The sequence below is a fragment of the Stenotrophomonas sp. TWI602 genome (genome assembly GCF_039674045.1).
In the GTDB taxonomy this organism is placed as follows: Bacteria; Pseudomonadota; Gammaproteobacteria; order Xanthomonadales; family Xanthomonadaceae; genus Stenotrophomonas.
In genome coordinates, this window is the sequence record NZ_JBDJMT010000002.1 from 334,597 (window position 1) to 346,506 (window position 11,910).

At 68.1% G+C, this 11,910-nt stretch carries 11 protein-coding genes; 7 read left to right on the top strand and 4 right to left on the bottom strand.

The genetic code is table 11. The features are described from left to right. Positions 1 to 63: 63 nt before the first annotated feature. Complete coding sequence (locus tag ABE483_RS04070; protein WP_313210560.1) at positions 64 to 1,080, top strand: sugar kinase; 1,017 nt, start codon at positions 64 to 66, stop codon at positions 1,078 to 1,080. Beyond that, positions 1,067 to 1,705, top strand: a complete 639-nt coding sequence (gene eda / locus ABE483_RS04075) for a bifunctional 4-hydroxy-2-oxoglutarate aldolase/2-dehydro-3-deoxy-phosphogluconate aldolase (RefSeq protein ID WP_346462781.1) — start codon at positions 1,067 to 1,069, stop codon at positions 1,703 to 1,705. The genes ABE483_RS04070 and eda overlap by 14 nt, the downstream gene beginning before the upstream one ends. A 19-nt stretch (positions 1,706 to 1,724) precedes the next feature. Here the strand turns inward: eda and ABE483_RS04080 are convergent, their stop codons facing one another. Further along, on the bottom strand, positions 1,725 to 3,608 hold the full coding sequence (locus tag ABE483_RS04080) for a sigma-54-dependent Fis family transcriptional regulator (protein WP_346481157.1): 1,884 nt from the start codon (positions 3,606 to 3,608) through the stop codon (positions 1,725 to 1,727). A 238-nt stretch (positions 3,609 to 3,846) separates the two neighbouring features. On the opposite strand from ABE483_RS04080, the gene adh reads away from it, so the two are divergent. The 4 genes from adh (at position 3,847) to ABE483_RS04100 (ending at position 7,399) form a co-directional block, all read left to right on the top strand. Beyond that, on the top strand, positions 3,847 to 5,376 hold the full coding sequence (adh, locus tag ABE483_RS04085) for an aldehyde dehydrogenase (protein WP_313210554.1): 1,530 nt from the start codon (positions 3,847 to 3,849) through the stop codon (positions 5,374 to 5,376). Between the two features lie 83 nt (positions 5,377 to 5,459). Then, positions 5,460 to 6,488 carry an alcohol dehydrogenase AdhP gene (gene adhP, locus ABE483_RS04090; protein WP_046272245.1) on the top strand — a complete coding sequence of 343 codons (1,029 nt, stop codon included), beginning with the start codon at positions 5,460 to 5,462 and terminating at the stop codon, positions 6,486 to 6,488. An 81-nt stretch (positions 6,489 to 6,569) separates the two neighbouring features. Next, positions 6,570 to 6,947: a DUF779 domain-containing protein gene (locus ABE483_RS04095; RefSeq protein WP_070474214.1), complete on the top strand. Its 378-nt coding sequence runs from the start codon at positions 6,570 to 6,572 to the stop codon at positions 6,945 to 6,947. A 56-nt stretch (positions 6,948 to 7,003) separates the two neighbouring features. Next, positions 7,004 to 7,399 (top strand): hypothetical protein, encoded by a 396-nt coding sequence (locus ABE483_RS04100; RefSeq protein ID WP_346481158.1) that lies wholly within the window; start codon positions 7,004 to 7,006, stop codon positions 7,397 to 7,399. On the opposite strand, the gene ligD is transcribed toward ABE483_RS04100, so the two are convergent. The 3 genes from ligD to ABE483_RS04115 form a co-directional block, all read right to left on the bottom strand. After that, positions 7,400 to 9,985, bottom strand: a complete 2,586-nt coding sequence (gene ligD, locus ABE483_RS04105) for a DNA ligase D (protein ID WP_346481159.1) — start codon at positions 9,983 to 9,985, stop codon at positions 7,400 to 7,402. It lies immediately after the preceding gene. Positions 9,986 to 9,991: 6 nt separating this feature from the next. After that, entirely contained in the window at positions 9,992 to 10,933 is a 942-nt protein-coding gene (locus tag ABE483_RS04110) for a Ku protein (RefSeq protein WP_070474208.1), read from the bottom strand. 95 nt (positions 10,934 to 11,028) lie between these two features. Next, positions 11,029 to 11,424 (bottom strand): hypothetical protein, encoded by a 396-nt coding sequence (locus ABE483_RS04115; protein WP_313210543.1) that lies wholly within the window; start codon positions 11,422 to 11,424, stop codon positions 11,029 to 11,031. Between the two features lie 144 nt (positions 11,425 to 11,568). Here ABE483_RS04115 and ABE483_RS04120 point away from each other — a divergent pair, with 144 nt between their 5' ends. Further along, a complete protein-coding gene (locus ABE483_RS04120) occupies positions 11,569 to 11,910 on the top strand; it encodes a hypothetical protein (protein WP_102788774.1) in 342 nt (113 codons plus the stop codon).

Below are 11,910 nucleotides of genomic sequence, written 5' to 3' on the forward strand. Positions count from 1 at the left end.
ACCGCTAGCCATTGCTGCTGGGCGTCCTTGCGTCGTCCGCGGCCCTCACAAGGATCCAGGACCATGAGTCGTGTTGTCTGTTTCGGAGAGTTGTTGCTGCGCATGAGCGCCCCCGGCCGCGAGCTGTTGCTGCAGCGCGGCCAGTTGGCGGTTCACGCGGGCGGCGCGGAGGCAAACGTTGGTGTCTCGCTCGCCCATCTTGGGCATGCAGTGGCGGCGGTCAGCACGGTGCCGTCCAACCCGCTGGGCGAGTTCGCGCTGGGCGAGCTGCGCCGCCACGGCGTGGACACCACCGCCGTGCGGCGCACCGACGGCCGGATGGGCCTGTACTTCCTGACCACCGGCGCCGTGCAGCGTGCCAGTGAAGTGGTCTACGACCGCGCCGATTCGGCCTTCGCCAACAGCAGTCCCGCCGACTATGACTGGGACACGCTGCTGGCCGGCGCCGACTGGCTACACCTGTCCGGGGTCAGCCCGGCGCTCAACCCGGCGATGGCCCAGGCCACGCTGGCCGCAGCCCGTGCGGCGTGCGCGCGCGGCGTGAAGGTGTCCTTCGACGGCAACTTCCGCCCGTCGCTGTGGGCACGCTGGCAGGGCGATGCGCCTGGCATCCTGCGCGAATTGTTCGCCTGCGCCGATCTCGTCTTCGCTGACTACCGCGATATCGGCGTGGTGCTCGGGGGTGCGTTCGAGCAGGCCGATGTGCGTGAGCGCGTCGATGCGGCCGCGGCGCAGGCCTTCGCCGCGTTCCCGCGGTTGCAGTGGATGGCCTGCACCCAACGCACCCCGCACAGCGTGGACAACCATGCACTCGGGGCGATGCTGATCGGCCGTGATGGCACCCGCGCGGTGGCGCCAACCCGCGAAATGATCGGCATCGTGGACCGCATCGGCGGTGGCGACGCCTTCGCCGCCGGCATCCTGCATGGCATGATGCGCGGCTTCGCGCCAGACGCGATCGTGCGTTTCGGCCTCGCCGCAGGCTGCCTGAAGCACTCGATCCCCGGCGACTTCAACCCTGTCAGCGAGGCTGACATCATGGCCCTCACGGGCGAGGAGCGATTCGATGTCCGGCGCTGATCCACGCGTACGCGCAGTCCTGAAACTGGCCCCGGTGATTCCGGTGTTCACCCCGGAAAACGTCGACGATGCCGTCGAGGTCGCGCGCGCACTGTTCAACGGCGGCCTGCCGGTGATCGAAGTGACGCTGCGCACCCCGATGGCGATGGACGCGATCCAGGCCATGGTGGAGGCGGTGCCTGATGCCGTGGTCGGCGCCGGCACCGTGCTGACCGCCGCGCAGATGGAGAAGGTCAAGCAGGTGGGCGGGCGCTTTGCGGTATCGCCGGGTGCGACCCCGCGCCTGTACGCCGCCGCGCGCGATACCGATCTGCCGTTCCTGCCGGGCGTGGCGACCTCGTCGGAGCTGATGCTCGGCCTGGAGCACGGCCTGGATACCTTCAAGTTCTTCCCGGCCGTGCAGGCCGGCGGCGCGGCCATGCTCTCGGCATGGAACGGCCCGTTCGGCGATGTGCGCTTCTGCCCGACCGGCGGCATCAGCGCGCAGACCGCGCGCGATTTCCTCCACCTGCCCAACGTGCTGTGCGTGGGCGGGTCCTGGCTGACCACCCGGGCCCTGCTGCAGGCCAAGGACTGGACCGGCATCGAGCAGCTGGCACGCGATTCGGCCGCGCTGGTCGGCTGAGCCTGCAGGGCCTGCCGCCTCAGTGGCGGCGGGCCGTTGCGCCGACGCGGCGATACAGCGTGCTGCGGCTGATGCCCAGCGCGCGCGCCGCCTCGGCGACATTGCCGTTGCTCGCGCGCAGCGCGTCGCGCATGGCGGTTTCGGTCATCGCCTCCAGCCCCTCTGCCGTGGATGGCATCACCGCTGCGTGCACCCTGTGCAGATAGGCCGGCAGCATCCCATGCAGGATCACCTCGCCCGGATCGCTCAGCGCCACCAGCGTGCGCAGGCACGAGCACAACTGCCGCACATTGCCTGGCCAGGCATACCCGGCCAGCGCCTCCAGCGCGGCGGACTCCAGTTGCCGGCCCTGGCCAAGGCGTTGCCACAGGCCCTGCACCAGCGCCGCACGGTCGGCATGCTCGCGAAGGGCGGGCAGACGCACGCTGTGATCGGCGATGCGGTAGTAGAGATCGCTGCGGAAGTCACCGGATGTCATCGCCACATCGAGATCGCGGTGGGTGGCGCAGATCAGGGCGAAATCCAGTTGCACCGGCTTGCCGCCGCCCAGCGGTGACAGCGTGCGCTCCTGCAACACCCGCAGCAGGCGCGGCTGCAGCGCCAGCGGCATGTCGCCGATCTCATCGAGGAACAGCACGCCGCCCTGGGCCTGGCGCAGCAGGCCGGTATTGCCGCTCTTGCGCGCACCGGTGAAGGCCCCTTCCTCGTAGCCGAACAGCTCGGCTTCGATCAGCCCTTCCGGCAGCGCCGCGCAGTTGACCGCCACGAACGGTTTGTCGGCACGCGTGCTGCGCCGATGCAGTTCGCGTGCGAACACCTCCTTGCCGGTGCCGGTCTCGCCCTGCAGCAGCACCGGCAACTGCGCGTCCAGCACGCGGCAGGCGCGCTCGAGCACCTGCTGCTGGGCGGCGTCGAACAGGGGGCTGGCATCCACCCGCACCGCTGCCCCGGCGGCACGCGCGGGTGCGGCGGCGGCCGGACGCGCGGGCAGCGGCGAGCGGACCGTGGCGCCGCCGGCAGGGCTCACGTGGCCGTAGAGCGCGCGTCCCTGGCGATCAACCAGCGCGCCATCATCGTGCAGCCGCGAGAGCGGACCATCGAACAGCGCCGCGTAGGGCGCCCTGCCGATGTCGCCGTGGTCCAGACCGAACAGGGCCAGCCCGGCGCGGTTGGCGGCCACCAGGCGGCCATTGCGGAAGCCCAGCACGCCTTCGCGCGCGGTACCGAGCAGGCCGGCGTCGTGATGCAGGCGGACCACCTCGCAATCGCCCAGTCCCGCCTCGAAGTAGCGGTGCTCGATATGCGCCACCGCCTGCCGTGCCAGCACACGGGCGTGCAGGTGCTGCTGGCGCGCATCGCCGGAGATGTCGAGCACGCCCACACGCTGCCCGTACGGGTCGAAGATCGGCGTCGCCGAACAGGTCAGGATCGCGTGCGGGGCGAAGTAGTGCTCACCGCCACGCACCTCCACCGAGCGACCTTCGACGATGGCGGTGCCGATCGCATTGGTGCCCACCGTGGTTTCATCCCAGCGCACGCCTGGCATCAACGCCACCCGCCCGGCCTTGTCGAGGAAACCCGGGTTGCCCTCCGCATCCAGGATCCAGCCGTCTTCGTCGGTGAGCAGCGCGATGCTGCCGGTCGCGGCGATGTCGGCGGCCAGGCCATCCAGCTCCGGCCGCGCCAACCGCCACAATGTTTCCTGGCGCTGACGCAGCTCGCGCAGGCGGGCGTCCGGCAGCGGTTCGACCTCCGGCAGTGCATCCACCGAGAGCCCGCCGCGCTGGCAGCGCTGCCACGACTGCAGGATGGTGTCGGGCACGATGCCGACCGGCGCCGCGCCGCGCTCGAAAAAGGAGCGTCGCGCATTGCCGACACGGTGCTGGAGCGGGAGCTGGGACACCTGGATTCTCCAGTGTCGCAATCTGCGACAGTTGTAGCGGGCCTGTTCCGATAAACACCACACCCGGCGTTACCGTGCAATGACCGGCGGTGGTGCACCGCACCAGTTTCCGCGGGCCTCCCCAATCGGTGCGCCGGGTGAGGCCATGTCGCACCGCACCACGTCGAACCTGGCATCGTCCTTGCGCCATGAAACAGACCCTTACCGGGCCTGTCCACCGCCATCCGGAGATGCACCCATGAATGCCGTCACGTCCGCCAAGCCGCACGCCACCGACCCGCAGTCCATCTTCAAGCCGCGCTACGGCAATTACATCGGCGGGGAGTGGGTGGCGCCGCGCAGCGGTCAGTATTTCGACAACACCACGCCGGTGACCGGCAAGGTGTTCACCGAGGTCGCCCGCTCCAACGCCGAGGACATCGAAGCGGCGCTGGACGCCGCCCACGCGGCCAAGACCGCCTGGGGCCAGACCTCGACCACCGAGCGCGCCAACATCCTCAACCGGATCGCCGACCGCATCGAAGAAAATCTCGAGCTGCTCGCCCATGCCGAGACCTGGGACAACGGCAAGCCGATCCGCGAAACGCTCAACGCCGACATCCCGCTGATGGCCGACCACTTCCGCTACTTCGCCGGGGCGGTGCGCGCGCAGGAAGGCAGCCTGTCGGAGATCGACAAGGACACCATCGCCTACCACTTCCACGAGCCGCTCGGCGTGGTCGGGCAGATCATCCCGTGGAATTTCCCGATGCTGATGGCCGCCTGGAAGCTGGCGCCGGCGCTGGCCGCCGGCAACTGCGTGGTGCTCAAGCCGGCCGAGCAGACCCCGGCCTCGATCCTGGTGCTGATGGAGGTGATCGGCGACCTGCTGCCGGCCGGCGTGCTCAACGTGGTCAACGGCTTCGGCGTGGAGGCGGGCAAGCCGCTGGCGTCCAACCCGCGCATCGCCAAGATCGCCTTCACCGGTGAAACCACCACCGGCCGGCTGATCATGCAGTACGCCAGCCAGAACCTGATTCCGGTGACGCTGGAACTGGGTGGCAAGTCGCCGAACATCTTCTTCGCCGATGTCATGGCCGAGGACGATGATTTCCTGGACAAGGCCATCGAAGGCTTCGTGCTGTTCGCCTTCAACCAGGGCGAGGTGTGCACCTGCCCGTCGCGTGCGCTGATCCAGGAATCGATCTACGACAGATTCATGGAGCGCGCGCTCAAGCGCGTGGCCGCGATCAAGCAGGGCAACCCGCTGGACCCCAACACGATGGTCGGTGCGCAGGCCTCCTCCGAGCAGCTGGAGAAGATTCTGTCCTACTTCGACATCGGCCGGCAGGAAGGCGCGGAGGTGCTGATCGGCGGCGAGCAGGCCACCCTCGACGGCGACCTGGCCGGCGGCTTCTACGTGAAGCCGACCGTGTTCAAGGGCCACAACAAGATGCGCGTGTTCCAGGAAGAAATCTTCGGGCCGGTGGTCTCGGTGACCACCTTCAAGACCGAGGAAGAAGCACTGGAGCTGGCCAACGACACCTTGTACGGCCTCGGTGCCGGCGTGTGGAGCCGCGATGCCTCGCGCCTGTACCGCATGGGCCGCGGCATCCAGGCCGGGCGGGTGTGGACCAACTGCTACCACGCCTATCCGGCGCATGCCGCCTTCGGTGGCTACAAGCAGTCGGGCATCGGCCGCGAGAACCACAAGATGATGCTCGACCACTACCAGCAGACCAAGAACCTGCTGGTCAGCTATTCGCCCAAGAAGCTGGGCTTCTTCTGAGCCCCCGGGCTTGATCCCGATCAAGGCGCCGGCATGCGGCCGGCGCCACAGTGCAGTGATTGGCAATCCACGGAGATCCACGCATGAACAAGACCATGAAGGCCGCTGTCGTCCGCGAATTCGGAAAGCCGTTGCGTATCGAGGAAGTCGAGGTGCCGCGTCCGGGGCCCGGCGACATCCTGGTGAAGATCGAAGCCTGTGGCGTGTGCCATACCGACCTCCATGCGGTGGACGGTGACTGGCCGGTCAAGCCCAATCCGCCCTTCATTCCCGGCCACGAGGGCGTTGGCCACGTGGTGGCGGTAGGCGCCGGGGTCAGCCATATCCGCGAAGGCGACCGCGTCGGCATCCCGTGGCTGTACTCGGCCTGTGGCTATTGCGAGCACTGCCTGGGGGGTTGGGAAACGCTGTGCGAGGCGCAGCAGAACACCGGTTACTCGGTGAACGGTGGTTTCGCCGAGTACGCGTTGGCCAACGCGGCGTATGTCGGTCTGCTGCCCAAGGGCGTGGGCTTCATCGAGGTCGCGCCGATCCTGTGCGCCGGGGTCACCGTCTACAAGGGCCTCAAAGTCACCGATACCAAGCCGGGCCAGTGGGTGGTGATCTCCGGCATCGGCGGGCTGGGCCACATGGCCGTGCAGTACGCCAAGGCGATGGGCCTGAACGTGGCCGCAGTGGATATCGACGACGGCAAGCTCGCCCTGGCCGAGCGGCTGGGCGCGACGATCACCGTCAATGCGCGCAACACCGATCCGGCCGCGTTCCTGAAGAAGGAGATCGGCGGGGCACACGGGGCGCTGGTCACCGCGGTCTCGCCGAAGGCCTTCGAGCAGGCACTGGGCATGGTCCGCCGTGGTGGCACGGTCTCGTTGAACGGCCTGCCGCCGGGCAACTTCCCGCTGGACATCTTCGGCATGGTGCTCAACGGCATCACCGTGCGTGGTTCGATCGTCGGCACCCGCCTGGACCTGCAGGAATCGCTGGAATTCGCCGAGCAGGGCAAGGTCGCCGCGACGGTCACCAGCGATTCGCTGGAGAACATCAACGACATCTTCGCGCGCATGCAGGCCGGCAAGATCGAAGGCCGCGTGGTACTGGACATGAGCGCGTAAGCACACGGCGCGCTGCCGACCCATCGGCAGCGCCTGTTTCACGGTAGTGCCGGCCGCTGGCCGGCTCGGAGAGCCCCGATCATGCCCGACCTCCCGCTCCAGGTAATGGCCACGCTCCCGGCCCTCCAGCTGATCGAGACATTGCAGGCCCGCCACGGCGACCTGCTGTTCCACCAGTCCGGTGGCTGCTGCGACGGCTCCTCGCCGATGTGTTTCGCCCAGGGCGATTTCATCGTGGGCGACCGGGACGTGCGCATGGGCGAGATCGGCGGGGCGCCGTTCTACATCAGCCCCGCGCAGTTCGAGTACTGGAAGCACACCCAGCTGATCATCGACGTGGTGCCTGGCCGGGGCGGCATGTTCTCGCTGGAGAACGGCGAGGGCGTGCGCTTCCTGGTCCGCTCACGGCTGTTCAGTGATGACGAGTTCGCCCAGCTCAAGGCAGCCGGCCGGGTCTGAAACACGCCGCGGCAACCCGTCCATAATGGCGGCTCCCCCGCCGTGACGCCCCTGCCATGCCTGTGTGGTCCGCCCTGAAGAATCCACTGCTGTCCGTACTGGCTGTCGTGTTCGCGTTCGCGGTGATGGTGCTGGTCAACAGCCTCGGTTCGTGGCTGGTGCCGTTGCTGCGCATTCCGCCGGGCGGCGAGCCGCAGCTGGCCTGGGACCTGGCCTGGACGATCCTCAGCGGCATCGCCGCGATCGCCTTTGCCAGCCGTTATGCGCCCACCTGGCCGCGTGTGCACGGCGGCGTGGTGTGGGCGGTGATCGCGGCCGCATCGCTCTACACCGCGTGGGATTTCGGCAGCGATTTCCCGTTCTGGTTCGTGGTGATCCTGCTGGTGTCGCTGCCGGTGCAGGCATTCGTGGGCCTGTGGGTAGGCACGCGGTTCCGGCCAGCGCGCGCCTGATCAGCTGCCCGGCAGCACCTGCTTCACCTGCTTCATGCCTTCCCACGGGTCCTGCTTCAGCCGCTCCGCGCGCTGCAGCGCCTTCGCCATCGGGAAGGCGTCCGGCGCCGCGATGCGACCCAGTTCTTCCCAACGCAGTGGCACCGCCACGCCGGCACCCGGCCGCGCCCGCAGCGACCACGAGCTCACGCTGGTGGCGCCGCGCGCATTGCGCAGCCAGTCGATGAAGATCACCCCGTCGCGCTTTGCCTTGCTCATCGTCGCCACATAGCGCTCCGGTGCCTGGGTGGCCATGGCCTGCGCAAACGCCTCGCAGAAGTCCTTGGCCTGCGCCCAGTCGGCCTTGGGCTGCAAGGGCACCACCACGTGCACGCCCTTGCCGCCGGAGAGCCGGACGAAACTCTCCAGCCCGGCTTCCTGCAGACGCGCGCGCACATCGCGTGCGGCGGCCTTGATCTGCGTCCAGTTCACGCCTTCGCCCGGATCCAGATCGAACACCAGCCGGTCCGGATGTTCGGGATCCTCGACGGTGGCGCCCCAGGGATGCAGCTCCAGGGTGTTCATCTGCACCAGCTGCAGCAGACCCTCCACGTCCTCGATGTAGAGGTAGTCTTCGCGCCCGCTCTTCTGCTCCAGCGGGATCGCCTTGACCGCGCCACCCAGGCCGGTGCCATGGTGTTTCTGGAAGAAGCAGGGCTTGTCCACCCCGTCCGGGCAGCGCAGCACCGACAGCGGGCGGTGCGCCACCTCGGGCAGGATCCAGCGCGCCATGCGGCGGTAGTAGTCGGCCACCTCGCCCTTGGTGATCTTCGCCTTGGCGAACACCACGCGCTCGGGATGGCTGATCGTCACGGTGCTCTCGTCCTGCGCGGCCGTAGCTGCCTTCTTTCGCCCGCGCGTTCCGGCCGGGGTGGCGGAGGCCGCGGTAGTGGAGACGGTAGGGGAGACGGCAGTAGCTGTGGCGCCCAGATCCTTCGGCTGTTTATCCTCGCGCAGGCGCTTGAAACTGGCCTGGCGCAGCAGCCCTTCCTTGGCCCACCCACGGAAAGCGACTTCCGCCACCAACACCGGCGTCACCCAGTGCACGCTGCGCGCGGTGAACGGCACATGCGTGGGCAGCTCGACCACTGCGTCCTTCACCGTCAGCGGGGTCAGCTGCCTGGTCAGCGCGCGCAGCGCGGCATCGTCGAAGCCCGTGCCGACGCGGCCGACATAACGCAATCCGCGCTTGTCCGGGGTGGCCATCAGCAGCGAGCCGAAGCCACTGCGCGATCCCTTCGGTTCGGTATAGCCGACGATGAGGAACTCATCGGTGTTCTCGTGCTTGATCTTGATCCAGTCGCGTGAGCGTGCGTTGACGTAGGGCGCATCGATCCGCTTGCTGATGATGCCTTCGAACCCGGCCTCGCCACTGGCGGCGAACACCGCCGGGCCGTGGTCGCGCACATGGTCGCTGTAGGCCAGGGTGTCCGGCTTGCTGCCCAGCAGGTCCTTGAGCAGCGCCTTGCGCGCCAGCAGCGGCACCCGGCTGACATCCACCCCGGCGAGGCCGGGCATGTCGAACACCACATAGCGCAGCGGCTGTTTGGCGGTGCCATCGATGACCTTCTGCAATGCAGTGAAGTCGCTGCGGCCCTGCGCATCCAGCACCACCAGCTCACCGTCCAGGCGCAGATCGCGCACCGGCAGCCGCTCGATCGCCTGCACCACCTCGGGGAAATCGTCGGTCCAGTTCAACCCGCCGCGTGAGCGCAGCGACACCACGCCATCGCGCACATCGGCCAGCAGGCGATAGCCGTCCCATTTGATCTCGTGCAGCCACTGCTCGCCGTCCGGTGCGGTGGCACGGTGATCGGTCAGCTGGGGCTTGAAGTCATGTGGGTAGGGCGTTGTGCGAGCGCCCTGCAGGGCCAGCGCGCGCTTGGACCAGCGCGCATCGGCCTTGCGTTCGGCCTTGCGTGCGGGGCTACCTGTCGCGGCCTTGGCCGGCGCGGTCTTCCTTGCCGGGGCAGCTTTGCTGGCGTTGGCAGCGGCAACCTTCGTCGCGCTTGCGCGCTTGCCTGCCTTGGGCGGTGCCTCCAACAGATCATCAGCCTCCATATCCCTGGCTTCCTCGTCATCGCGTTTGATCAGCAGCCACTGGTGCTGCTTGCCCTTCATCGCGGTGCGCACCAGTTTCCAGCCACCCTTGAGCCGCTCACCGTGCAGGACGAAGTCCACCTTGCCGGCCGCGATCGCCTCCAGCGGATCGCCATCGCAGGCCCAGGTGCCGTGGTCGTAGACGTCCACATGCCCGGCGCCGTAGTGGCCACTGGGGATGTCGCCGGCAAAGGTCGCGTAGGACAGCGGGTGATCCTCGACCTCCACCGCAAGCCGTTTTTCGCCGACGCGCAGCGAGGGGCCTTTGGGTACCGCCCAGCTCTTGAGCACGCCATCGGCTTCCAGCCGGAAATCATAATGGCGCGAACTGGCGTGGTGCAGCTGCACGACGAAGATCGGCCGGCGCGCCGGCGCACCGCGGCGCTCGGCGTCCGGCTCGGGGGTGCCGTCGAAACGACGTTTGCGGCGGTATTCCTGCAAGGACACGTGGGCTTACCCGGCTTTGCGCGCGGGTGCACGCTTGGTGGTTTTCTTGGTCGCCTTGCCTGCTGTCTTGGTCGCCTTTTTGGCCGCCGTGGGTTTGGCGACCTTGGCCGTGGCCTTCTTCGCCGCTGTCTTTTTGGCAGCCGGCGTGCGCTTCTTGGCATCCAGGCTCTTCTGCAGCAGCGACATGAAGTCGACCACGTTGGTCGCATCATCCTCGCGCGGGACCGGCTCTTCCTCCACCTTGGTGGTGCCGCCCTTGGCCTTGATCCGCTTCTTCAGCAGCGTGTGCAGGCGCTCGCGGAACTCATCGTGGTACTCGTCCGGCTTCCACTCGCCGGACATCGACTCGATCAGCTGCTCGGCCATGGCCGTTTCCTTGCTGTTGATCCGGTACTCGGCCAGGCTGCCGCTGGGCAGCTTGTAGTCTTCCGGGTCCACCAGTTCCTGCGGATAGCGCAGGATCATCAGTACCAGCGCGTCGCCGTGCGGCATCACCGCGCACAGGTACTCGCGGGTGCGCACCACGACCCGCGCGATGCCGACCTTGCCGGTGCTGCGCAACGTTTCGCGCAGCAGCACGTAGCCTTTCTCGGCTTTCTTGGCGGGCACCAGCAGGTAGGGCTTCTCGTAGTAGCGCGGATCGATCGTGCCGGCATCGACGAAGGTCTCCACCTCCACCGCCTCATGACTTTCCGGCGCGGCCGAGCGGATGTCGTCTTCTTCCAATACGACGTAGCTGCCCTTGTCGTACTCGTAGGCTTTGACGATATCCTTCCACGGCACTTCTTCGCCGGTATCCGCGTTGACGCGCTCGAAGCGGATTGGTTTGCGGTCGCGCGAATCCAGCATCCGGAAGTGCAGATCCACATTGCGTTCGCCGGACATCAGCGACACCGGGACATTGAGCAGCCCAAATGACAGCGTGCCGGTCCAGATCGGTCGGGCCATGGTGGCGCCACTCCAACACTTCAGGGAGGGCAGCTGTACCGCGCAGCACGTGAAACGCCTGTGTCCGGGCTGTGCAGGCCGGCTGCACGCCGCGGCTACTGCAGCAGGCCGTGCACCGCCGCCGCCGGCATGTGGTCCAGGGCCAGCCACGCGTCTTCGACCACGGCGCGGGCCTGGTGCCAGCCCAGCCGCGACTGCCCGCGCATCTGTTCCCAGTGCTCGGCCAGCTCGCCATCGGTGTCATCGGCACCGCGCGGCCAGTCCGCGTAGTGGGTGGTCAGCGCGAAGGCGTAGGCCGGATACAGGTCGCGCCAGCTGCGGCGGCCGTGGCTGCGGCGCTGCTCATAATCGCTGCGCATGTACTGCAGGTAGTCCTGTGCGATCGCCTGCGCGTCCTCGGCGCGGTCGCGGCGCGCACGGCGCCCGCTCCGTTCCGGCTGCAGGTAGGCGTTGAACAACGCGGGTGCGGCACGGCGGTCCAGGCGGGGCATGACACGACTCCGACAGCGGCGGGGCAGGCAGGAATAGTCCCGCCGCCGTTATCCAGCCGTGACAGATTCGTTGATGCGGCGGGATTCGCAGCGACTTCACCCGCCGCGCGCTGTAGTGGGGCGCACAGCAACTGGAGAACTCCCATGCCCCGCGATCCCCTGCGCGACGCCACCGCCCCGGTCCCCGGCGAGCAGCGCGCCAAACATGACAACCAGGACGCCGAAGACCGCGGCGCCGGCATGTCCGTGCCCGACGACGCACCCGATCACCTGCCGGTGGCGGTCACGCCGGATCCGGTCCCGCGCGACCGCAAGGATTCGGCGGCCGGCGAGAAAGGCCCGGCCGGTCATCATCGCCGCGAAGATGAATACCAGCGCCGCCAGCGCAAGGAACACGCCAGCGACAACCAGGACGAGGCGCTGGAAGAGACGTTCCCGGCCAGCGACCCGACCTCACCCTTCGTGCCGGCCAAGCCGCCCAGGTAA